21 protein-coding genes and 1 pseudogene are annotated in these 23405 nt (G+C 59.1%); 13 read left to right on the forward strand and 9 right to left on the reverse strand.

Going from position 1 to position 23405, the window contains the following annotated elements:
• Positions 1 to 23: 23 nt before the first annotated feature.
• Positions 24 to 941, reverse strand: coding sequence for a LysR substrate-binding domain-containing protein (locus tag AB688_RS14565; RefSeq protein ID WP_063544914.1), 918 nt, complete (start codon positions 939 to 941; stop codon positions 24 to 26).
• Positions 942 to 1114: 173 nt separating this feature from the next.
• Here AB688_RS14565 and AB688_RS14570 point away from each other — a divergent pair, with 173 nt between their 5' ends.
• The 4 genes from AB688_RS14570 to AB688_RS14585 all read left to right on the forward strand — a co-directional run bounded on the left by AB688_RS14570 (position 1115) and on the right by AB688_RS14585 (position 5144).
• Entirely contained in the window at positions 1115 to 1864 is a 750-nt protein-coding gene (locus AB688_RS14570; protein ID WP_063544915.1) for an SDR family NAD(P)-dependent oxidoreductase, read from the forward strand.
• A gap of 99 nt (positions 1865 to 1963) precedes the next feature.
• A complete protein-coding gene (locus tag AB688_RS14575; protein ID WP_063544916.1) occupies positions 1964 to 3262 on the forward strand; it encodes an MFS transporter in 1299 nt (432 codons plus the stop codon).
• A gap of 17 nt (positions 3263 to 3279) precedes the next feature.
• The gene (locus AB688_RS14580; protein WP_063544917.1) at positions 3280 to 4125 is read left to right on the forward strand and encodes a transketolase; all 846 of its coding nucleotides are present in this window, start codon (positions 3280 to 3282) and stop codon (positions 4123 to 4125) included.
• Positions 4125 to 5144: a transketolase family protein gene (locus tag AB688_RS14585; RefSeq protein ID WP_063544918.1), complete on the forward strand. Its 1020-nt coding sequence runs from the start codon at positions 4125 to 4127 to the stop codon at positions 5142 to 5144. The genes AB688_RS14580 and AB688_RS14585 overlap by 1 nt, the downstream gene beginning before the upstream one ends.
• A 339-nt stretch (positions 5145 to 5483) precedes the next feature.
• On the opposite strand, the gene AB688_RS14590 is transcribed toward AB688_RS14585, so the two are convergent.
• The 3 genes from AB688_RS14590 to AB688_RS14600 form a co-directional block, all read right to left on the reverse strand.
• A complete protein-coding gene (locus AB688_RS14590; protein ID WP_063544919.1) occupies positions 5484 to 6401 on the reverse strand; it encodes an amidohydrolase family protein in 918 nt (305 codons plus the stop codon).
• Between the two features lie 85 nt (positions 6402 to 6486).
• Positions 6487 to 7815, reverse strand: coding sequence for an MFS transporter (locus AB688_RS14595; RefSeq protein ID WP_063544920.1), 1329 nt, complete (start codon positions 7813 to 7815; stop codon positions 6487 to 6489).
• An 81-nt stretch (positions 7816 to 7896) separates the two neighbouring features.
• Positions 7897 to 8874 (reverse strand): hydroxyacid dehydrogenase, encoded by a 978-nt coding sequence (locus AB688_RS14600; RefSeq protein WP_063544921.1) that lies wholly within the window; start codon positions 8872 to 8874, stop codon positions 7897 to 7899.
• 222 nt (positions 8875 to 9096) lie between these two features.
• Here AB688_RS14600 and AB688_RS14605 point away from each other — a divergent pair, with 222 nt between their 5' ends.
• Both AB688_RS14605 and AB688_RS14610 read left to right on the forward strand, forming a co-directional pair.
• Positions 9097 to 9774, forward strand: coding sequence for an RraA family protein (locus AB688_RS14605; protein WP_063544922.1), 678 nt, complete (start codon positions 9097 to 9099; stop codon positions 9772 to 9774).
• An 82-nt stretch (positions 9775 to 9856) separates the two neighbouring features.
• Positions 9857 to 11083, forward strand: coding sequence for an MFS transporter (locus AB688_RS14610; protein WP_063544923.1), 1227 nt, complete (start codon positions 9857 to 9859; stop codon positions 11081 to 11083).
• A gap of 4 nt (positions 11084 to 11087) precedes the next feature.
• Here AB688_RS14610 and AB688_RS14615 read toward each other — a convergent pair whose 3' ends face one another.
• Positions 11088 to 12419 (reverse strand): MFS transporter, encoded by a 1332-nt coding sequence (locus AB688_RS14615; protein WP_063544924.1) that lies wholly within the window; start codon positions 12417 to 12419, stop codon positions 11088 to 11090.
• A gap of 45 nt (positions 12420 to 12464) precedes the next feature.
• Positions 12465 to 13385, reverse strand: a complete 921-nt coding sequence (locus AB688_RS14620) for an SMP-30/gluconolactonase/LRE family protein (RefSeq protein WP_063544925.1) — start codon at positions 13383 to 13385, stop codon at positions 12465 to 12467.
• Positions 13386 to 13588: 203 nt separating this feature from the next.
• Here AB688_RS14620 and AB688_RS14625 point away from each other — a divergent pair, with 203 nt between their 5' ends.
• From AB688_RS14625 to AB688_RS14650, 7 genes and pseudogenes are all read left to right on the forward strand, one after another.
• A complete protein-coding gene (locus tag AB688_RS14625; RefSeq protein WP_063544926.1) occupies positions 13589 to 14620 on the forward strand; it encodes an ABC transporter substrate-binding protein in 1032 nt (343 codons plus the stop codon).
• Positions 14620 to 15435: an ABC transporter ATP-binding protein gene (locus tag AB688_RS14630; RefSeq protein ID WP_063544927.1), complete on the forward strand. Its 816-nt coding sequence runs from the start codon at positions 14620 to 14622 to the stop codon at positions 15433 to 15435. Before AB688_RS14625 ends, AB688_RS14630 begins: the two co-directional genes overlap by 1 nt.
• Complete coding sequence (locus AB688_RS14635; RefSeq protein ID WP_063544928.1) at positions 15428 to 16300, forward strand: ABC transporter permease; 873 nt, start codon at positions 15428 to 15430, stop codon at positions 16298 to 16300. Before AB688_RS14630 ends, AB688_RS14635 begins: the two co-directional genes overlap by 8 nt.
• 64 nt (positions 16301 to 16364) lie before the next feature.
• Positions 16365 to 17681 (forward strand): OprD family porin, encoded by a 1317-nt coding sequence (locus AB688_RS14640; RefSeq protein ID WP_063544929.1) that lies wholly within the window; start codon positions 16365 to 16367, stop codon positions 17679 to 17681.
• 20 nt (positions 17682 to 17701) lie between these two features.
• Complete coding sequence (locus tag AB688_RS14645) at positions 17702 to 18733, forward strand: amidohydrolase family protein (protein WP_063544930.1); 1032 nt, start codon at positions 17702 to 17704, stop codon at positions 18731 to 18733.
• 51 nt (positions 18734 to 18784) lie between these two features.
• A pseudogene (locus tag AB688_RS27340) lies at positions 18785 to 18931 on the forward strand (hypothetical protein); the annotation flags it as partial.
• Between the two features lie 190 nt (positions 18932 to 19121).
• Positions 19122 to 19817, forward strand: a complete 696-nt coding sequence (locus AB688_RS14650) for an IclR family transcriptional regulator (RefSeq protein WP_081255236.1) — start codon at positions 19122 to 19124, stop codon at positions 19815 to 19817.
• Between the two features lie 670 nt (positions 19818 to 20487).
• Here the strand turns inward: AB688_RS14650 and AB688_RS26290 are convergent.
• The 3 genes from AB688_RS26290 to AB688_RS26295 are packed head-to-tail and all read right to left on the reverse strand — an operon-like array spanning position 20488 to position 23400.
• Positions 20488 to 21429 carry a tyrosine-type recombinase/integrase gene (locus tag AB688_RS26290; RefSeq protein WP_081255237.1) on the reverse strand — a complete coding sequence of 314 codons (942 nt, stop codon included), beginning with the start codon at positions 21427 to 21429 and terminating at the stop codon, positions 20488 to 20490.
• A 50-nt stretch (positions 21430 to 21479) separates the two neighbouring features.
• On the reverse strand, positions 21480 to 22529 hold the full coding sequence (locus AB688_RS27540) for a TniQ family protein (protein ID WP_371259683.1): 1050 nt from the start codon (positions 22527 to 22529) through the stop codon (positions 21480 to 21482).
• A complete protein-coding gene (locus AB688_RS26295) occupies positions 22522 to 23400 on the reverse strand; it encodes a TniB family NTP-binding protein (protein ID WP_081255238.1) in 879 nt (292 codons plus the stop codon). The genes AB688_RS27540 and AB688_RS26295 overlap by 8 nt, the downstream gene beginning before the upstream one ends.
• Positions 23401 to 23405: the final 5 nt, after the last annotated feature.

Raw genomic sequence — 23405 nt, forward strand, 5'->3', positions numbered from 1 at the left:
GTTCAAACTTGGATAGGTAAGCGTCAGAAAACGAACTGGTGCCCCAGTTCCTTCTCTACCCAGTGCAGAAAACACCGCACCCTGGGAAAGGCTGCGTGGGCCTTGGGAAACACCAGATGGTGCGCAGCGACCGGTGCACCCAGGGCCTCGGGCGCCACTTTCACCAAGGTCCCGGCTTCCAGGTATTTCTGCGCCAGCAAGCCACTTTCCAAAGCGAAGCCCAGGCCGTGGCTGGCGGCCTCCAGGCTCATGTAGGAACGGTCGAAGCTCAGCGCATAGGGTTTTTCGGGCCGTGCCAGCCCGTGCTGGGCAAACCACGCCGGCCACCTCAACAAAGTCGCCTCGGACAGGATCAGGTCGCAATCGAGCAGGTCGCTGGCATCATGCACCGGGTGGCGGGAGAGGAGCTTGGGTGCCGCCAGCACCTCGAAGGTCTCGTTACTTACCGTGCGGACTTCGTAACTGGGCCAGTTCGGATCGCCATGGCGAATGTCCACGTCGATCTTGTCACGGCTGAAATGCAGCGCCTCGTAGGAGCATGACAAATTGATCTGAATGGACGGGAACTCCTCGCGAAACGCCTCGAGACGCGGCATCAGCCAGAGCAGGCCGAAACTCGGTGAAGAGTGCAGGCGCAGGCAGTCAAGGCTGACATCGCTGCTGGCACGTTCGGTGGCGATGGCAAGGCTGTGCAGGATACCCGAGACGTCTTTCAAGTACTGCTGGCCAACTGAGGTAAGGGCTACGCCACGTGCGCCACGCACGAACAGCTGTCTGCCGATCATGGCCTCGAGTTTGGCAAGCTGATGACTGACCGCCGAGGGGGTCAAGTCCAGCACCTCGGCAGCTCGGGCAACGTTGCCGAACCGGGCGGCCTGCTCGAAAGCCTGGATGGTCTTGAGCGGTGGCAGTGGCGATGCCGAGTCGTTTACCGAGCGCATACAGATTCTCCAAAGCGTTATTTTTATTCGGGGAAACCCGTAGGATAGCGCAGAAGGGCTGAATTTTTTTCAGCATCGGATGATTTTCACGTTATTGCTCACGTAGCTCGCGGGCCACAAGCTGAACCCACGATTCCTGAATCGGCCCATAACAACAAACAGAGGGTTCACACATGCTTCTCCAAGGTAAAGTCGCAATCATCACCGGCGCAGCGTCCGCACGTGGCATTGGCCGTGCCACGGCCGCAACGTTCGCTCAGCAAGGTGCCCGCGTGGTAATCCTCGATCTGGACGAATCTGCTGCCCGCGATGCTGCCGCCTCACTGGGCGAAAGCCATCTGGGCCTGGCGGCGAACGTCGCTGACGAGGCCCAGGTTCAGCGCGCTGTTGCCACGGTTGTCGAACATTTCGGCCGCATCGACGTGTTGATCAATAACGCCGGCATTACCCAGCCGCTGAAGACCTTGGATATCCGTGGCGCTGATTATGACAAGGTGCTGGATGTCAGCCTGCGGGGCACGCTGCTGATGTCGCAGGCGGTGATCCCGCAAATGCGTGAGCAAGGCAGCGGCAGCATCGTATGCATGTCCTCTGTTTCTGCACAGCGCGGCGGGGGCATTTTTGGCGGCCCGCACTACAGTGCCGCGAAGGCCGGCGTGCTGGGCCTTGCCAAGGCGATGGCGCGTGAACTGGGGCCGGACAACGTGCGTGTCAACGCCATCGCACCGGGTTTGATCCACACAGACATCACCGGTGGGCTGATGCAGGATGAACGCCGCCACGCGATCATCGAAGGCATCCCCCTGGGCCGCCTTGGCCAGGCCCAGGATGTCGCCAACGCTGCACTGTTCCTCGCCAGCGACCTCTCTACCTACCTGACCGGCATTACCCTGGATGTCAACGGCGGGATGCTGATTCACTGAGTACACGTGGGCGGGCCGGCCCCCGGCCCGCGCGGTTCTGGATCAATGACAGCCAAGTTTCAGGCCTGGCTGCCAATAACAACAAGAGATCAGACCAGCATGACTACCTTATCGCTCGAAGCGGTTTCGACCGTGCGTACCTCCGCCTACCGCAAGACCGCCTGGCGCCTGATGCCGTTCCTGATGCTGTGCTACCTCTGCGCCTATCTGGATCGGGTCAATGTCGGTTTCGCCAAGCTGCAGATGATGAACGATCTCGCCTTGAGCGAGACAGTCTACGGCCTGGGTGCGGGCATGTTCTTCATAGGCTATTTTCTCTGCGAAGTTCCCAGCAACATCATCCTTCACAAAGTGGGCGCACGGGTATGGATCGCGCGCATCATGATCACCTGGGGGATCATTTCCGCGCTGTTCGCATTCGTCGAAACAGCGTGGCAATTCTACGTCCTTCGATTCCTCCTTGGTATCGCCGAGGCAGGCCTTGCGCCAGGGCTGCTGCTGTACCTTACCTACTGGTTCCCTTCCTATCGCCGGGCACGCATGACGGTGTTGTGGTTCATCGCCATCCCACTGTCAGGCATGGTTGGCGGGCCTCTCTCCGGTTGGATCATGAACCAGTTTGCCGGCGTGCACGGTTGGGCCGGTTGGCAGTGGATGTTTGTGCTCGAAGCGGTGCCGACGGTGCTGGTTGGCCTGCTGGTACTGGCTTACCTCAAGGACGGCGTGCACCAGGCCACGTGGCTGAACGACGAAGAAAAGGCCCTAGTTACCCGCGAACTGGCCGAGGACAACCAACAGAAAGTCAGCCATGGTTCGGTGGGGGAATTCATCCGCGACCGTCGGTTGTGGTTGCTGGCTGGCATCTACTTCTGTGTGGTCATGGGCCAGTACGCCATTACCTTCTGGCTACCGACCTTGGTGCGCAATGCCGGTGTATCTGACCCGCTGCACATCGGCATGCTGTCCAGCCTGCCTTACCTGTGCGCCATTGCCGCGATGCTGTTGGTCGGTCGCAGCGGCGACAAGCACCGCGAGCGCCGCTGGCATCTGATCATACCGATGATTGTCGGCGCCATGGGGCTCAGCCTGGCCGCTTTGATGGGCGGCAACGTGACACTGTCGATCCTCAGCTTGTGCCTGGCTGCGTCGGGAATCCTCTCGGCCACCTCGCTGTTCTGGATGCTGCCCACCACGCTTCTGGGCGGTGTGTCCGCTGCCGCAGGCATCGCCGCCGTCAACAGCTTTGCCAACCTGGCCGGCTTCTGCTCGCCCTACCTGATTGGGTGGATCACTACCCAGACCGGGTCCAGCGCCATCGGCATGTATCTGATTACAGCCGTCCTGCTTGCGGGGGCCTCGTTGGTCCTGCGCATCCCCGCTGCAGCGGTCAATCGTTGAGTTAACGGAGCTACGTAATGAATACGAACACTATGCTGAAGCCCGCCTTGAGCCTGGCCGAGCGCGCGCACAACATCCGTCGCCATGCGTTGCGCATGGGGCAGGTGCAAGGTCAAGGTTATGTGGGGCAGGCCCTGGGCGCTGCGGACCTGCTGGCAGTCTCTTACTTCCATGCACTGAGCTATCGGTCCGATGATCCTGACTGGGAACCGCGCGACCGCTTCTATCTGTCCATCGGTCATTACGCCATTGCGCTGTATGCCGCCTTGATCGAGGCCCGAATCGTCCCGCTCGATGAGCTGGAAACCTATGGTTCGGACGACAGCCGCCTGCCCATGTCCGGCATGGCTGCTTATACGCCGGGCATGGAAATCACCGGCGGGTCGTTGGGGCAGGGGTTGGGTATTGCGGTTGGTGCTTGCCTGGGCCTCAAACGCAAGCAATCGACTTCTTTCGTTTACAACCTCTTGTCAGATGGTGAGCTCAATGAAGGCTCCACTTGGGAGGCCGTCATGTCGGCCTCTCACTGGAAGCTCGACAACCTCATCGCCATCGTCGATGTGAACAACCAGCAGGCCGATGGTTATTCCAGCGAAATTCTTTCTTTTGAACCGATCGTCGATCGTTGGCAGGCGTTTGGCTGGTTCACCCAGCGAGTCGATGGCAATGACATCGAAGCCCTGGTCGCAGCGTTCGATGCGGCGCGCAATCACACAGGCGCGCAACCGCGCGTGATCATTTGCGATACGAAGATGGGCAAGGGGGTACCGTTCCTCGAAACGCGGGAAAAGACCCACTTCATACGCGTGGAAGAACATGAATGGGCGTTGGCGCTCAACAATCTCGAAGAAGGAAAACAGTGATGAGCAAGCCGAATAGTTCTACTTCGACTGCCGAGCCAACCAAGAAGCGCCTGACCACCTCGGCCATGATCGCGTCGATCGCCGCTGAGGGCCAAGCGACCCGCTCGGCGCCCTTTGGCCATGCCCTGGCTGCGCTGGCTGAGCAGCGCCCTGAAATTGTCGGGCTGTCCGCAGACTTGTCCAAATACACCGACCTGCATATTTTTGCCAAGGCGCACCCGGACCGCTTCTACCAGATGGGCATGGCCGAGCAACTGTTGATGAGCGCGGCTGCGGGCATGGCAAGGGAGGGGTTCGTACCCTTCGCCACCACCTATGCCGTGTTTGCCTCGCGGCGCGCCTACGATTTTATCTGTATGGCAATCGCCGAGGAGAATTTGAACGTGAAGATCGTCTGTGGGCTGCCCGGGCTCACTACCGGTTATGGCCCAAGCCACCAGGCGACTGACGATCTCGCCATCTTCCGAGCGATGCCAAACCTGATGATCGTCGATCCCTGCGACGCCGTGGAGATCGAACAGGCAGTGCCGGCAATCGCTGCTCACCAGGGGCCGGTCTACATGCGCCTGCTGCGCGGCAACGTACCGGTAGTGCTTGACGAATACGGGTACAAATTCGAAATCGGCAAGGCCAAGACCCTGCGCACCGGCAGGGACGTGCTCATCATCTCCACCGGGCTGATGACGATGCGCTCGCTCGAAGCGGCCAACAAGCTCCAGGCCGATGGTGTCGACGTTGCTGTGTTGCACGTGCCGACCATCAAGCCTCTGGATGAACACACCATCCTGGCCGAAGCGAAGCAGTCCGGACGGCTGGTGGTCACCGCCGAAAACAGCAGCATCATCGGCGGTTTGGGCGAGGCGGTTGCCGGATTGTTGATGCGCAACGGCGTTACGCCGACGTTCCGCCAGATCGCGCTGCCCGATGCGTTTCTCGATGCCGGTGCCTTGCCGACGCTTCATGACCGTTACGGTATCTCGACCGAAGCCGTGTGTGCGCAGATCAAAGCCTGGCTCTGATAATCGCTGGACAGGGCATGGAAGCCCTGGCAGCGATGGAGGGAAGGGCGCTGGATGCTTGCCGGGCAGTACCCGCGTGGCCATGGCGCGCAACGAGACCCGTGCGCATGCGCCGATGAGTGTCGATGCGTACAAAGAGAGCCGGCGGCATCCGAGTGGATGCGGTTGCTGTGGCCCGAGCAAACCGGCCAAACCCACCCGCGCAAACCTAAACGGCTCGAAATCCAGGGCGGCGGGCCGCCCGTGGATGATCAGTCACTGACGGCACCCACCCGGGCCGCGCCACACGCCGAAATCACCTGCACGTTGCGGGTGATTGTTTGCGTGCGTAGGAAGCGCTCAGAAGCCGTACAGCTGGATGGGGTTGTCGCGCAGTATGGAAGCTCGGGTCTCTACCTTTGGCGCCCAATCCATCAAACGGTCGAGGATCATGCCATCGTCGGGCTTGCTGTTGCTGGCCAGCGTAGGGTGAGGCCAGTCGCTGCCCCACAGCATTCGGTCCGGGCGGTGGCTGATAAGCGCACTGGCCACGCGCCCGACATCTGCGTAAAGGGGGGCACCGGCTTTCGATCGCAGGTAGGGTGCCGAGAGCTTGACCCAGGCTCTGTCAGTGTCCAGTAACCGTACCAGCGAGGCGTAGGCCTCGGATTTCACTCCCTCGGGTTGAGGCACATGCCCCATGTGATCGATGACCACCTTGGTGGACAGGGCCAGTAGCCGTGGCGCCACTTCGGGCAGCAACGGGCCCGCTGCAATCTGTACGTTCCACCCTAACTCATTGACCCGTGCAGCCAGTTGCTCGAGGCCGTCGAGAGCCTGGCTGCCTACGCTGAGGTTGAAGCGGATGCCCCGCACGCCGGCTGCATGCAGTGTGGTGAGCTCCTTGTCAGTAACCGAAGTGGCCACTACGGCAACGCCCCGGGCATCCCCTCGACTGCGCAACAAACCGTCGAGCATGACGCGGTTGTCAGTGCCGTAGGTCGAGGGCGTGACGATCACCATGCGCCGGATGCCCAAGCGCTGCTGCAGTTGGCGGTAGTCCTCCAGGGAGGCATCTGGCGGTAGCAGGCTGGCGCCAGGGGCAGCGGGGATGCGGCTGTCGTACAAATGCATGTGGCAGTCGACACTGCCTGGGGGTGGCGTCAGGCGTGGCTTCGCTTGACCCTGGCTGAACGGCACACTGGCCAGCGCACCCATTGAAACGGCGGCGCCCAGCGCGCCCCCCACCTGCAAGAATTGGCGTCGAGACAAGGTCATCGGTATTCCTCGGTTTTTTGTTCTTGTCAATGAACGATGCCCACGTTCGCGAGGGAAGGTGGGCATCGGGTGCGGCGGTGGTGGCTTACTTGGCGCTGACTGCAGTGGCCACTTCAACCTGCTCGCGTTGGCGCTTGCGGCCGATCACCAACACCGCGACACCAGCCAGCGTGCACAGCGCCGCCAGCGGCATCAGCGCAAGCGCATAGCTGCCGGTGGCGTCGTGGATGGCGCCATAGGCATTCACCATCAGGCCGCCACCGATGAGGTTGGCCATGGCGCCAACAGCCGCCAATCCGGCAGCGGCGGTAGACGAAGACAACCAGCCCGAGACCAGTGCCCAGAACGGGCCTTTCATCGAATAAGCACCCACCAGCACCATGGTCAGCATGACGACGGTGGCCGCCAGCGATGAGGTGAACAGGGTCATCAGCAGGCCGGCAGCGATCAGCAACATGGTCATCGCGGTATGCCAGCGGCGCTCGCCGGTACGGTCGGAGCTGCGTCCCCAGATGATCATCACCACCGAGGCAATGCCGTACGGGATGGCATTGACCAGGCCGATCTGCATGGCGCTGAGGCCAAAGGTTTTAAGCAACTGCGGTGCCCACACGCTCATCGTGCTACCTGCCGCGGAAGCCCCCGAATAGATGAGCGCAAGCACCCAGATATCCTTGTGGCGCAGCAGTTTCCACAGCGAGATATGGCCAATGGCAGTTTTCTTCGAAGCTTCTTCAGCCAAGCGGTTGGTCAGCCAGCCGCGTTGCTCGTCGCTCAGCCACTTGGCCTGTTCAGGGCGGTCAGTCAGCACGAACAGGCAGGCGATGCCCAGCAGCACTGCCGGAATGCCTTCGAGAATGAACAGCCAGTGCCAGCCGCGCAAGCCCATCCAGCCATCCAGGCTCAGCAGCAGGCCGGACAGCGGCGAGCCAATGAAGTTGGCGGCCGGGATCGCCACCATGAACAGCGCCACCATGCGTGCGCGGTAGGCAGACGGCAACCAGTAGGTGAGGTAGAGCAGCACGCCCGGGAAGAAGCCGGCCTCGGCCGCGCCGAGCAGGAAGCGCATGACGTACAGCGAGTTGGCACCCTGGACGAATGCCGTACCTGCGGAAATCAGGCCCCAGGTGATCATGATCCGGGCAATCCAGATCCGCGCGCCATACCGCTGCATGGCCAGGTTGCTGGGCACTTCGACCAGGAAGTAGGCAAAGAAGAACAGGCTGCTGGCGAAACCGAAGACCTTGGCCGTGAGTTGCAGATCCTGGTTCATCTGCAAGGACGCCATGCCGATGTTGCCGCGATCGATGATCGCGATGAGGTAGCAGACGATCAGAAAGGGCAGCAGGCGCCATGCAACACGGCGCATGGTGCTGCGTTCGAGGTCATCCACTGTGGATGTAGCTGAAATCATGATGCTCTCCAATTGTTTTTTTTCTGGAGTGACGCGGGGTAAAAGCGCCCCCTCTCGCGAAGCGGCGCGAGTGGATTGCAATCAGCTGTCGATCAGGTGGCGGTTGACCACGCAACGCGGATCCAGAGCATTGCCCGCCAGGACTTCGAGTACCTGCCTCACACAGACCAGGCCTACACGGTCACGTGCCTCTGAGGTGTTGGCACCGACGTGCGGAGTAGCGACCAGGGTAGGCAAGCCCCACAGCGGGCTATCGGCAGGTGGCGGCTCGGGATTGAAGGTGTCCAGGCCGGCACCGGCGATGCGGCGTTCGCTGAGCGCTTTCACCAGGGCGTTGGTGTCGATCAGCTCGCCGCGGGCGGTGTTGATCAGGATGGCGCCTGGCCGCATGCGCTCAAGCTGGGCAGCGCCGATCAGGTTGTGGTTGGTCTCGGTCAGCGGGCAATGCAGGCTGATGATATCGCTTTCAGCCAGCAGGCGATCGAAATCCTCTTCCCGCTCGACGTGCAGGCGTGCCGGCAATTCCTTCAGGTAAGGGTCAAACACCTTGACCTTCATGCGCAGCGGTGCGACCAGCTCCATCAGGATACTGCCGATGGAACCCAGGCCAACCAGACCCAAGGTCTTGCCCGAAAGCTCGATGCCGTTGGCCGACGCCTTGTCCCAGTGCCCGTCGCGCATGCGCGCATCCAGCAGGGCAGTCTGCCGGGCGACGCTGAACATCAGGGCAAAGGCGTGCTCGGCCACCGACTGGGCGTTGGCGCCCACTGCGATCGATACCGGAATGCCGTGCTCGGCAGCTGCCTGGATATCGATGGTGTTGTAGCCGACCCCGTGCTTGGCGATCAGTTTGAGCTTTGGCGATGCCTCGATCATGGCGCGAGTCAGTTTGCCCTGACGCACCACGATGGCATCGGGTTGCTCCGCGCGAATGATGGCTTCCAGCTCGTCTTCGGGCAGGTAGGGCGTAGTGGGGACGATCTTGACGCCGTGCTGGGCGGCAAGGTTCATGGCTTCGGCCGCAAGGGCAGGGCCGGTCAGCAGAATGGTATGGGACATCATGGATACCTTGTTCTTATCAGGGCAGTGCGCTGCCACTTGGCGGCGATGACGAAACCCTAGCATAATGAAATGGTGTTGCAAGAAATTTAGTAAGGCATCCGGTATCGTCCCTCGAATGGCGATAAAAAATAAATTGCGCTGGATAGAATGAAATGCAATTCTAAAAACAGATTCGGCAACAGTCGATGACATCGAATAAAACCAAGAGAGGTAGGTCACATGAGCATTGGCTTCCAAGTGCTTGAGCGCGCACGCAAAGTCGGCGAGGAATGGGTTCGGCGATACCGCGAGGTTCCGGTTGCCAACGTCAGCGATTCGATGAATCGCATGACCGCAGGTGGTGCCCGCCTGCGTCCAATGCACCGAGAAGGCGTGCTATGTGGCCCGGCCTTGACAGTCAAGGCGCGCCCAGGGGACAACCTGATGCTGCATTACGCGATCGACATTGCGCAGCCTGGCGACGTGATCGTGGTCGACGCAGGGGGTGACCTGACCAATGCCCTGATCGGCGAAATGATGGTGGCCTACGCGGTCAAGCGCGGTGTGGCGGGTATCGTCATCAACGGTGCAATCCGTGATGCGGCCAATATCGGTGCTGGCGACTTCCCGTTGTTCGCTGCGGGTGTTTCGCACCGTGGTCCATACAAGGACGGCCCGGGCGAGATCAACGTGCCGATCGCCATTGATGGTATGGTGATCGAGCCGGGTGATCTGGTAATCGGTGATGACGATGGCTTGCTGTGCGTGCCTTACGACCATGTAGCAGAGGTTTATGCGGGGGCTACTGCCAAGCACGCTGCCGAAACTGCCCAGATGGAAAAAATTGCCCAAGGCACCAATGACCGCACCTGGGTCTTGGAGTCCTTGAAGAAAAAAGGCTGCCTGCTGCCAGGCTGATCCTGCCCGACGGTGCCCTTGCGATGGAGGGCACCGTGACGATGGATCGGTACCGGGTGCGGGTCTATGAGGATTCGCAGACTTGTCCGATTTATCGTCGCCACATCGATCGAACTGGCCTAAGGCCGTCAGGGCGCTCGCCCACCGTAATTTCCAGATCTATTTCGCCGGCCAGGGTGTGTCCACGCTCGGCAAGTGGGTGCAGCAGGTAGCATTGGCTTGGCTGGCCTATCACCTGACGGGCTCGGCCGTGCTGCTGGGTCTGATAACCTTTCTTTCGCTGGCGCCACAATTATTGATCGGCCCCTTGGCCGGTGCGTGGATCGACCGCCACGACAAGCGCCGCCTGTTGATCATCGTACAGCTGATTCTGATCCTGCAGTCGCTGGTGCTGGCTGTGGCGACTTGGCAGGCTTGGGTCGACGGGGCTTTCATCGCCAGCATGGCTCTGCTGCTGGGCCTGCTCAACGCCCTGGAAACACCGCTGCGCCAGGCGCTGATCGGCAGTTTCGTCGACGACCCGGCCGATCTGCCCAATGCTCTTGTGCTCAACGCCATGTTGATCAACGCGGCGCGGTTCGTGGGCCCTCCGCTCGCTGGCGCGCTGATTGCCTTCGCTGGGGAGGCGGCCTGTTTTGCGCTCACAGCGATGGCGTTCATGGCGCTGTTGGGGGGCTTGCTGAAAGTGCGGGGCACTGCAGGCCCCAAGGCCAGCGGCTCAACCGCAGAGGTGTTTTGCGAAGGCATGCTCTATATGTGGCAGACCCAAAGCGTGCGCCAATTGCTGATCAACGTCATCATGGTCAACCTGCTGGCATCCTGCTACGCGGCGCTCTTGCCGATCCTGGCCAGGTCGGTGTACGCCGGCGATGCACGCGTACTGGGCTGGTTGTGGGGCGCGGCGGGTGCCGGTGCCTTCGTAGCGACACTGGTGCTGGCGATAGGCGGCGCCTTGCCGCGGTTGCGCCAGTTCACCGATGCCGGGGCGCTGTCATCCGCGGTGGCGCTGGTCGGTTTGTGGTTGGCAGGGAATCTGCCGCTGGCACTGCTAGCGCTGGCCGTGTTGGGCTTTGGCATCACCCTGAGTAACGTCAGCACCAACATGCAGCTACAAAGCGGCGCGCCCAGCCACTTGCGCGGCCGGGTCATCGCTTTCTACATTGCAATGCGCTTTGGTTTCGAGGCGCTCGGTGGCTTGGCTGCTGGTCTGATCGCCGCCCGCTGGGGCGCGCCGGTGACCTTGGCGATCGCCGGCGCGGTATTGACGGCGGGGCTGCTGGCCCAGTTCGGCCTGCATCGCCGCAAATGAGGGTTCAGGCGACTTGGCCGTGGCCGTGCGACGTCTGACGCTTGGCAGGGTCGCCCAGCCAGAGCATCAGGCAGGTACCAATCATCAGGATCGAGGCCACGGCGAAGAACGGTAAGGTGAAGCTGTGCGTGGCATCCTTGATCAGGCCGATCAGAAACGGCCCGGTAAAACCGCCCAGGTTGCCGATCGATACGATCATCGCCAAGCCGCCAGCCGCAGCGCGACCGGTGAGGAAGGTGGACGGTATTGCCCAGAACGTGGCCTGGAAGGACAGGATACTCGCCACCGCTATGCACAGACTGGCGATCTTCAATAGCGGCTGGTCGATCAGCGCGGCAGCTACCAGGGCTACAGCGGCTGTGGCCAGTGCGCCGACCACGTAGGGCAGGCGATGCTGGCTGCGGTTCGCCAGGCGTGCCCATAGCGTCATGGCCAGGGCGCCGAGCAGGTAGGGCAGTGCCACCACGAAGCCGACCACTCCGCTGGCGATCCCCAGGCTTTTGATGATCTGCGGCAGCCACAGGCCGATACCGATGGAGCCGACGATGCAGCAGAAGTTGATGGCTGCCAGGGTAAACACCTTTGGGTTGGTCAGCGCGGCGCGCAAGGTATTGCCATGCGAGGCACCGATCGCCTGCTGTTCCTCGGCCAGACGCTGGCTCAGCCAGGCTTTTTCACGTGGCTTCAACCATTTGGCCTTGGCCGGGCTGTCGACCAGCACGAACAGGCAGGCGATACCCAGCAATACCGCCGGCATCGACTCGGTGACCAGCAGCAACTGCCAGTTCTTCAGGCCCCAGACGCCGTGCTGTTCCATCAGCCAGCCGGACAACGGCGAACCGACGATATTGGCCACCGGAATCCCCAGCAGAAACGCCGCGGTAGCTTTTGCCCGCCATTTGCCCGGGAACCAGTAGGTGAAATACAGGTACACACCCGGCGTGAAGCCCGCCTCGGCCAGGCCCAGTAGGAAGCGCGCAATACTGAAGCTGACAGGCCCGGTGGCGCACGCCGTGGCCATGGAGATCAGCCCCCAGGTGATCATGATCCGTGCAATCCAGACACGTGCGCCAAAGCGTTGCATCAGCAGATTGCTGGGAATCTCGAATATGAAGTAGCCGAAGAAGAACAGCCCTGCCGCCCAACCGAACATCGTTGCGGTCAGGCCCAGGTCCTGGTTCATGCTGATGGCGGCAAAACCAACGTTGGTGCGGTCCAGATAGCTGATCACGTAGCAGATGAAGATGAACGGAACCAGGCGCCACAGGACGCGGCGCATGAGACGTTCGCCCTCGGCGTCGCTAAGCGGCGCCTGGGTAGTGGTTTCGTGGGTCATGTCGTCACTCTCTTGTAGTTGTTGTGTGCGCTGACAGGCGCGGGTTCAGCTGTGGGAGTACATGGCCAGCCCAGGGGTGGTGGTGCGGACCTGGAGGATGCTGCCGGTCTCGGATTCGGTAATGAACAAGGTCTGGCCGTCTTCACCGCCAAAAGCCAGGTTGGTATTGCTGATCCCTGCGCAGGAAACGATGCGTTGCAGTGGCTCGGCGACTTTCGACAGCTTCCACACCGAGCCGAAGCCGGTGTGCGCGATGTACAGGTTGCTTTGCGCATCCAGCGCCAGGCCATCAGGCCCGCCCAAGCCGCCATGCAATTGGGCGAACACCCCGACCTTGCCGACGATCGACCCATTCCCCAGAGGGATGCGCCAGATCTGTTGCGCGCGGGTCACAGCTACTAGCAGATGATTCAGATGAGGGTCGTAGACGATGCCGTTGGGGCTTGGAATGGTGCCCAGCAGGCAAGTCAGATTGCCTTTGGCATCGAGCTTGTACACACGGCCAGTGGCATCCTGCAGGCCGGTCTGGCCTTGGTCGGTGAAATACATGTCGCCGTTGGGCGCGAACACCAGATCGTTGACGCCCTTGAAGCCTTCGGAGCCTGCCGAGGCGAGCAGTGCCTCGATAGCACCGGTCTGCGGGTCGAGCAGCATGATGCCGCGCTTGTAGTCGGTGATGAAGATGCGGCCGTCCTGGTGGATCTTCAGGCCATTGGGCCAGCCATCGTATTGACACACCAACTCCCATTCGCCTTGTGGCGAAATGCGGAAGATCCGTCCATTGGGGATATCGGTCACGTACAGGCGACCTTGGCGGTCGAAGGAGGGCCCCTCAAGGAACGAGTCGATGGCACGGCCTTGACGATTGGCATTGGCCCAGCTTGTCGGGCGCGGGTCGCGAAAGCGCTCGGGCAAGCGGGTGAAAACACGGGTTTCAACGGTCGGCGGGGCAGCGAAAAAGCTCATGGGCGCTCCTGGCGGGGAGGGACGCACGCGCGTCCGAATTGTTTTTCTTTTCTTTTTTACTGCAATGCCGTTGCAAAATAAACCATCACGATAGGAAATGCGATTGATTTTGCCCGTTTAAACTGGCTATTGACGAACGGTGCATGTTTATGACCTTCTGTAAAGGAAATGGCGTTCTAAAATAATAACAAGTGGAGTTTGCTATGTACCTAAGCACATGGCGCAGGCTGTGCCATCCTCGTTTGTCCCTGAGAAGCCTCTCGATTGCCCTTGGTCTGGCTGCAGTCTGCGCGACGGCGCAAGCCGAGCAAGACCGCGTTACCCTTGCCATCCAGTACGGTTATGCCTACTTGCCGGTCACGGTCGCCGACAAGCTGGGTATGTTCCGTCAGCAAGCCAAGGCCCATGGGCACCCGGACGCGGACTTCGAGATCAAGCGCATCAGTGGTGCCCCGGCAATCAATGACGCGCTCATCAGCGGCAATGTCGATATTGGCGCCTATGGTTTGTCCGGGACGTTGATTGCCTGGGAGAAGACGCGTCGCTCGCTGGATGTCAGGGCTCTTTGCGCGCTGGTGGCCGGGGACAACGGCCTGTTCGTGAATGACCCGGCGATCAAGTCACTGGCCGACTTCAAGGCCGATGACAAGATCGCCGTTAGCTCGCCCAGCGGACAACAGGCCCTGCTGCTGCAGATGGCCGCCGAGCGTCAGTTTGGCCCCGAGCAGATCCACAAGCTGGACCGCTTGATGGTCAGTCTTCCTCACCCCGACGCGACTTCCAGCCTGGTGAACAAAGCCGGCATCAAGGGCTACATCGGCCCCAACCCATACAGCTATCAGCTGGCCCAGGATCCCAGGGTCAGCAAGCTGTTCGACTTCTCTTCGGCGCTCGATATGCGCATGACAAGCGGCGTACTGACCAGTACCGGGCGCTTCGTCGAGAACAACCCGCAGTTAAGCGCTGCTGTGGTGGCGGCCATCGATGAGGCCAATGCCTACATTCGCAGGGAGCCGCGCAAGGCAGCGGAACTGTTTTTGGCCAGCGAGCCGTCAAGCCTGTCGCTCGATCAGGTCGAGGCTATGTTGCGACAGGTCAGTGGTGAGTGGTCGGTGCAGCCGACCGGGGTCATGGCCCTGGCCGATTTCATGGTGCGGTCCGGTGCATTGAAAAAGGCCCCCGACGATTGGCGTGCAGTGTTCTTCGCCCCTGTTGCCGACGGGGAGGGTAGCTGATGAGCCTGGTGTCCCCGACCGCCTTGCCCGCGCAAGCCAGCGCACGCGCGCTGCTGAATGTGGACAATGTCACCTTGCAGTACAAAACACGTGATCAGTTGATCACCGCGACCCATCACGTTTCGTTTGACGTGCAGCGCAACGATCGCTTCGTCTTGCTGGGCCCTTCAGGCTGCGGCAAGTCGAGCCTGCTCAAGAGCGTCGCCGGGTTTGTCGAGCCGGTGGCTGGCCAGATCTGCCTTGATGGGCAGGTGGTCCGCGAACCTGGCCCTGATCGCATGATGGTATTTCAGGAATTCGACCAACTGATGCCCTGGAAAACGGTCATTGCCAACATCATGTTCCCCATGCAGGTCACCGGGCGCTTCCCGCGCAATGAAATTGCGGAGCGGGCGGCGCGCGCAGCCGCCAAGGTTGGCCTGGAGAAGTTCAGGGACGCCTACCCGCACCAGTTGTCGGGCGGGATGAAGCAACGGGTAGCCATTGCCCGCGCCTTGGCGATGGAGCCGGCCATGTTGCTGATGGACGAGCCGTTCGCCGCGCTGGATGCGCTGACCCGCCGGCGTATGCAGGAGGAATTGCTGGAGTTGTGGAATCAGGCCCCGTTCACTTTGATGTTCGTCACCCACTCGATCGACGAGGCGATCGTGCTGGGTACCCGAGTTCTCGTGCTGACCCCGCACCCGGGGCAGGTTCGCGCCGAACTCGACGCCAGCGCTTTCGGCTTCGCCGACCAGGGCAGCAAGGCCTTTGGCCAACTGCACCAGCGCATCAGCCACATGCTCTTTGGTCACAGTGAGACTGCCCATGAATAAGCCTGTCATCCTGCCACGTGCCGATTTCGAATACGCACCGGTTCCACCCGGTCAAGTGGGTGATGTCGCCAGGCGACTGGGCATGTTCGAGCGGCTGTTCGCACATACCGGGGTACGCCGGGCGCTGGTGCTCGTGGTGTTGGCCGTGCTCTGGGAGGCCTACGCCCGTTACCTGGACAACCCGCTGATGTTCCCGACTTTCAGCGAGACGGTGCAGGCCATGACCCAGGACGTGTTCAATGGTGTCCTGCCGCTGGCGGTAGTCAGCTCGCTCAAAGTGCTGTTGATGAGTTACGCACTGGCCATCGCCCTGGCGGCGGTACTCACCTCACTGGCGGTTTCGACCCGGCTCGGTACCGATGTGCTGGCCACCTTGACGGCGATGTTCAACCCACTGCCAGCCATCGCCATTCTGCCGCTGGCCATGCTGTGGTTTGGCTTGGGCATCCAGAGCCTGATGCTGGTGATCGTGCATTCGGTGTTGTGGGCGGTATCGCTCAATACCTATTCGGGTTTCCTGTCAGTCAGCCAGACCCAGCGCATGGCTGGGCGCAACTACGGCTTGCGCGGCTTGCGCCTGGTCACGCGCATCCTTATTCCAGCTGCGGTGCCATCGATCCTGGCAGGCCTGAAGATTGGATGGGCGTTTGCCTGGCGTACCTTGATTGCCGCCGAACTGGTATTCGGCGTTTCCGGTAATTCCGGCGGCCTGGGTTGGTATGTGTTCCAGCATCGCAATGCGCTGGAAACGCCACATGTATTTGCCGGCCTGCTGATGGTCATCGTCATCGGCCTGGTCGTCGAAGGCCTGGTGTTCCGCAGCATCGAATTGCTCACAGTACGCCGGTGGGGCATGCAGGGCTAAGTCTGCGTCAATTCCAATAACAAGAAACAGGCACCCGTACTCGGGTGCCCAGGGAGCCTTTGTCTTGAAATCCTCACGTTCTTTCTGTGGTTTTGCACTTGTGGCCGGTGGTGGCCTCCTGACGCTGCCTGCGCAAGCGGATTTTCTTACGGATAGCCATGCCAACCTGGCGATGCGCAATTTTTACTTCAACAGCGATAATCGAGATGGCACCGCCCAGCCGTCGAAGACCGAAGAGTGGGCGCAGGGCTTTCTGCTCGACGTGCGCTCCGGATTCACCGAGGGGACAATCGGTGTTGGCGTGGATGCGACCGCCATGCTGGGTATCACCCTGGACAGCGGGCGTGGTCGGCACGCGGGCAGCACGATGATCCCTTCTGCTGGTGAACATGCAGCGGACCAGTGGGGCAGTGCGGGTGCGACCCTGAAGCTCAAGGCGAGCAAGAGCGAGCTGCGAGTGGGGCAATTGATGCCGAAGATCCCCGTGCTGGTAGCCTCTGATGGCCGGGTGCTACCGCAAACTTTCCAAGGCGCGCAGTTGCAGTCAAAGGAGTTCGAAAACCTGACACTGGTAGGGGGTGCACTCAACCGCGCCAGAGGCCGGGCGTCCACTGACCTGACAGGCATGGCCGTGAGTGGCGGTACGCAGGAAAGCGACCGGTTTTATTTTGCCGGCGCGGACTATCGTGCTAGCGATGCCCTGATGCTGCAGTACTACGTCGGTGAGTTGCAGGATTATTACCAGCAGCATTTCGCCGGCCTCAATCACATACTGGCGCTCGCTGACGATAGCTCGCTGACCTCCGACCTGCGCTACTTCCGCACCCGCTCGGACGGTGCTAACGGCAGTGCGTCGGGACGGGCGCGAGGCTATACGGTCGGCGGCTATACCGCCAATGGCGACGGCGAAATCGACAGCGACCTGTGGAGTGCGGCATTTACCTACCGCCTGGGTGGCCATTCGTTGATGCTGGGTTACCAGAGTGTTTCCGATAACAGCAACTTCGTGCAGATCAACCAAGGGTCGATCGACAAGGGCGCCGGTGGCAGCAGCTTGTATCTGTGGACCGACAAGATGCTTCTGAGCTTCACCCGTGCCGGCGAGCGTACCGGCTTCGCGCAATACGGCTATGACTTCACTGCGCTGGGCGTGCCTGGGCTCAAGGCTTCGGTGATGTACCTCAAAGGGGAGCATATACAGACCGCAGGTGGCGCCGAGCAGTCGGAATGGGAGCGGGATTTTTCCCTCGACTATGTGATCCAGAGTGGCACCTTCAAGGGCCTGGGAGTGGCCTGGCGCAACGGCAAGTCCCACAGCGAAGCGGCCCGTAATGGTGACCAGAATCGCCTGATCGTCAACTATACCGTGGCATTGTTCTGAGCCAGTAGCAGGAGCTGACCATGCATTCCCCCCATGCCCCGGTTCGACCGGAGTGGCTTGCCCAGGTAAGTGAAGCAGCCTTGGACCCCGAAAGGGCCATCATTGACGCCCACCACCATCTGTGGGATCGGCCCGGTCAGCGCTACATGATGGAGGATTATCTGGCCGACATGGCCTGCGGACATCGGCTGGTGGCCTCGGTGTATATCCAGTGCCGTTCGATGCTGGCCGTGGACCGTCCGGAGCCGTTCCAGGCGGTGGGGGAGGTCGAGTACGCCAACGGTGTGGCGGCCTACAGTGCCAGCGGAGTGTTAGGTGAGGTACGGCTGTGCCAGGCCATCGTGGGTGGCGCCAACCTGTTGCTGGGCGATGCCGTGGCGCCGGTGCTCGACGAAATGCTCCAGCGTGCCGGCCCGCGCCTGCGCGGTATCCGCAATACAACGGCCTGGCATGCAGACCCAAGGCTGGTGTCCAATCCCAAACCACCGCCTGCAGGCATTCTGCTGGAGCCAGCCTTCCAGCAAGGGCTTGCCCAGCTTCAGCAGCGTGAGTTGGTGCTGGATATCTGGGCCTACCATACCCAGCTCGGCGAGGTACTTGAGGTGGCCCGGTCATTCCCGGAACTGGTCATCGTTGTTGACCATCTGGGCGGGCCGCTGGGTGCCGGGCCTTATGCAGGCCAGCGTGAGCAAGTGTTCGCGCGCTGGTCGGCTGACCTTCGGCAGTTGGCGCAATGTGCCAACGTGCGGTTGAAGCTGGGAGGACTGGGAATGAAAGTGTCAGGTTTCGATCACCACATCGCCTCACAGCCGCCGGGGTCGGCCCTGCTGGCTGCGTTGTGGCGGCCATACCTGCTGCTGGCCATAGAATGCTTCGGTGTAGAGCGCTGCCTGTTCGAAAGCAACTTTCCCGTCGACAAGGGCATGTTCGGCTACGGCGTGCTATGGAACGCATTCAAGCGTGTGGTCGCGGACTTTACCGATGCCGAGAAAGACTGGCTGTTCAGCGGCACTGCTCGGGCAACTTACAAGATTGCAGAGGGGAGGGCCTGACCGCGCACTCAGGAGCGGCAAAACGATGCCGGCCGTCCGGCGGGTAGCATTCGTGTCGAGAGCGCCGATGCGTTGCTGCCGCTGCTGGATCACTGCATCTCCAACCCGGGTGTGCATGTGATCGACTGCCCGGTTGACTACAGCGAGAACGACCGTATTCTCAACACCGAGCTACGCGCCCGCGCCCTGGCGGTGTAATCGCAGCGCGGCGCAGCTCCGGTCCGTAACAGCCGTTCTACCCGTTGCCAGCAGGCGCAATCATCGGCCTGCTGGCATTTTAGCGTCTGCGAGGCGCATCTGCAGTTGGCCACAGCCAAGCCATTGTCTGATAATGGGCGCTTTCTGCCCGTGCGTACCTTCAGGGCACTCTTCATGTGAGGTTTTGCAAATGGTGAAAGCGCGACCGCGTCCAGCGGTAAATGGCGTGGCTTCGGCAGACCGAGTCCTGACCGTGCTCACAGCGTTTCAGATCGGCGATTCAGCGCTGAGCCTGGTCGAGTTGGTGGAACGCACCGGGCTTATCAAGAGCACGATCATGCGCTTGATGGTTTCGCTCGAAAATCATGGCTTCATCACGCGCATGGCCGACGGCCGCTATCAGTTGGCGAGCGAGGTGATGCGCTTGAACGCTGTGTATCAGGAAGCGCTCGATCTGGAACGACATGTCATGCCACGGTTGCATCACCTGGCCGAACAGTCGGGGGAGACCGCCTCCTTCTATGTGCGCCACGGCGCCTACCGCATGTGCCAGTATCGGGTGAATTCTTCTCATCGGCTGCGGCTCATCATGCAGCCTGGCGATATGCGCCCGATGGACGAGGCTGCGGGTGCGCAAGCTCTGCGCGCGCCGTATGAGGTGGGCATTGCGCTGCAAAATCCTTTCTATTCCCAAGGGGCCACGGATCCCCACGCCGCCTCCATGGCTCTGCCGATCTATGGCGCTCAAGGCGAGACCATGGGGGCGCTGGTCATTTCCGGGCCCGCCAGTCGCTTGACCGAAGAAAGTGCGCACAACCTCAAGCAGATGTTCTTCGAAACAGCGCGCGACCTCATGCGCAGCCTTGGCTGCAAGGCCGCAGGCTGACGCCGGACCTGGTCCTGTGTCGGCGGCCGTCTTGGCGTTGGAAACCAGTTGCCCATCTAGTCGGAACGTTTGCCAGCGCAGGTTCTGGTTGAACGTCCATCGAGGGGAGGCTCATCGCCAACAAGTCTCGGAGCAAGCATGCTCACGACACACAATAAATAGCCCAGTGTCGCTGGCAGCTCAGCATGGCGGCACACGTAGTACCCATACGCAAGACCCAACCAACACGCTGGCACGAACTAAATCCCCAAATATCCGGCGCGTCTGATTTTGCACCATCAGTTTTTAGCTGTCAGCCTACCTTAAAAAGAATAAATCTTAAGCCATTGCTTTACATGGCTTTTTTGAAAAACACAAAACACCAAGCTGGGATATAGGTCAGATTTTCTTCTTTTTATGCGAGAAATGCACGAAATTACTTTTTATGTCCTCAAGGATAAGGCCTGTCGAAGCCCCCCAAATCTGCCTGTCGTCAGAATTAGTCATGGAGGGTTTTGAGTCGACCAGTGAGTATGCGAAATGGCATGATGTGCCTACTTTTATTGGATCGTTTTCAATCATATCGAACCGGGCTATATGGCGTACAAAGACTAGAGCAGCCGCGGTTTTTTGCAGCAGGTATGGGGGATTTGACCGAAGTGATGATGGGATTATCCAGGAATCGCTTTAGCTAAAACTCAGCCCATTCAGATCCCTGATCTCCCGATTGGTCGTACTTTAACGTCGAAGAAATACTTTTATGCCCGAGTGCAATTTGAGCGGCGCTTAAGCCATATTTGTGTGAAAAATCCATAGCGAATGTTCGCCTTGCGTCGTGAGGCCCCAAGGGACAGATGCCCGCTTCTAAGCACCTTGACCTTAGTGCGCTATACAAACCATCCGCCGTAAGATTTCCCAGTATTCTCCCGCTCTTGCTGACACGTTGGAGAATACAATCGCCACAGTCGATATGGTTGCCTGACTCCTCCAGCCAGTTGATCAATGGTTCGTGTGCCCAGTTGAGTAGACGACGGGAGGTTAGTTTTCCTTTGTTGAATATTTGCAGCGATGTATTTTTCAAATCCACATCATGACGCCTAACTGCGCTAGCCTCTGCTCGACGTAAACCCGCTCCGAAAAGCAAAGCAACCATGGCGCAATCCCTAAGTGCGAGGAGGTAACGTTCATCGTTCAGGCAGCTGCGCATTAAATTTACAATGGTGTCGGAGTTGACATAGACGCCACGATAATCTCTCAATTGTTCAAACTCAAATCGAAGCGCATCTACTTCTCGGTACTGTCTGTCAGTGATGAGGCCTTGAGCCATACAGCACCGAAGTATTTTTCGTACTGCAATCAGCCTCAGCTCTATTGTGGCTGTAGAGTATTTTTGTTTCCACTCACTGACTAATGAAATAATGCTGGGGGCGTCCAGCCTTTGCCAAGGTACGCTTTCAAGTCGTGAGTCGTCGTAGCCAATGTCGCGTGCAAGGTACTTAAGACAGTTAAACATCGTCGTGCGACTGTCGCCGATAAAGTGTAAAAAATATTGCTTTAAAGCCTGCTGAGCGAAGAAGATGTTTTCAGGAAGAATTGAGTGGTCCAAGTCATTGGGGTCGATTGGGTTTGCCATGCGAGGATTCTCCAAACGCGGCGGTTAGCAGTCGCAAAGCTTTAGGAACGTTATCGAATAAAACAAAAGGGCGCGGGATGGAGTCGGTGTGTCCCTACGCTACTAAGCCAACCCTCCACGAGATCAATGCAAGGGTTTTTATAAGCACATAATTTTTTGATTATCTCATCAGTTATTTGTGCTTCTATATCAGGAAAAAAGCTTATAAGGGGTGGTGGACTATATCGATAATTCCTGCTAAGTATGCGCCACATTGATACGCAAGAAGGGATGCCTAGGAATGCCCCAAGAGTAGCGAGTAATCTTGAGGTATGCAAAGGGTCAAACCGCGCAATATCGTTAGGTGCTAATCTAGCAGCGTTGTGACGATCGGCATCACTGCCGGCGTCGTGTGGCGTAAAAGATACGAGGGCAAGGTCCGTGTCGCAAAAACCCTTGACCAGAGTTATTGCGGTGGCATCAATTATCTGTAAGAGGTGGTTTGCTTTTATTGACCTTCCGGTAGGCAGATGCACTGTCGAATGTTTAAGGGCGTTTGCTAGCCAAAGCTGGAAGCGTAGCGCAGTCAGAAAGCAGCCAAGTTCAGGGCGCCGTAAAGAGGCAGCCAGGATGGCTTGATAGCTAAATTTATACCAAGGCGAGTCGCCTGATAGAGCAACAAAAACAGCATGACTTATAGTTTCATTAGTGTCCTCAGTAAAGTGATGGATCATCGACAACGGATGTAAGTGCACAGGGCAGCCAACGGACCATCGATGGAGCCAAGATCTTCTGTAAGCTGGATGGCGCCCTTGAGCCAGATCTTCAGCTATGCAGGAAATACAGTATTTTCGTCTCTGAGTGACGGGCGGAAGCCACAAAGCGGGGGTTGGCAGTAGGCTCTGGATCGCGCTAGGTGTGCAGCCCAGGATCTGAGAGGACAAGATGCACACTTGGGCATGCTTGATGCTGTCTGGATCAGTAATCCCTAAATGTGCCAATATTGCCGCCGTCTCAAAAAACTTTGGAACGCCTCGTTTTATACCGCGATTAAGCCACGAACTGAAGACCTCATCAGAGTAAGGCCGGTGCATGCCTACAAATAAGTGGTTACTACTCATACACCGAGCTCAGGTCAGGGAGGAAATCAGATCTTTTAAGCACATCAATACTAATGCGCTCGGAACCTTCAAGAATGGCCGTCATCGCAGCCCATTTGAGTCGATTGACGATATTGCGTGTTGTTGGTTCTAGTTGATTAACAAAATAATCAACTATCTCTTTGGACGCCAAATTAGATGGATGCATGAGGGGGATGCATTTTTCGTAGCTGGCCAGAAATGATCGAAATTCCTCGTCTGGCCTCCACTGCTCCAGTTCAAAAACCTGAAAGCGACTGGAGAGCTGTATGTCCATTCTTATTGCGTGCATAGCATCATGCGTGCCAAACACCACCAGTATGAGTGACATTGGAGGGCCAGAGATAAGCTTGAAGAAATTTAAATTCTTTCTCGCTTCGATTCGATTTACAGCCAGCAGGTGATTGAATTCATCCACGAGCAACATTCTGATTTTTCGGGCCTTAAACAATAGTTCCAACGGCCTAGGCAGTGCATCTTTCGTTACGCTGTGGGTAGACAGCCCGCACTGGTTACACAGCGCGGATATATTATTTCTCAACGTCGGATCTGACGGCAGCTTCAATTGCAGGTATGGTGCAGGTACGCCTTGTCGATGAGCCCATGATTCACAATCTTTCACGACGCGATCAAGCAGACTAGATTTTCCAACTCCTCCGGCACCTACGATCATCATGCACATTGCTTGTTCGTTATTGGGCAGGAAAAGTGAGGATTTGATTCTATTCCGGATATTCACTCCTGCGCTGTGATTCACCCACTTATCTTTATGAATGAAACCTATCCTCTCCTTGGTGGGCAGCGCCATTACGGACTGGCACAGTGTGTTGAGGTGCGAATAGTCGCTAGCCATCACAT

It is taken from the genome of Pseudomonas putida, assembly GCF_001636055.1.
Taxonomy (GTDB): Bacteria; Pseudomonadota; Gammaproteobacteria; order Pseudomonadales; family Pseudomonadaceae; genus Aquipseudomonas; species Aquipseudomonas machongensis.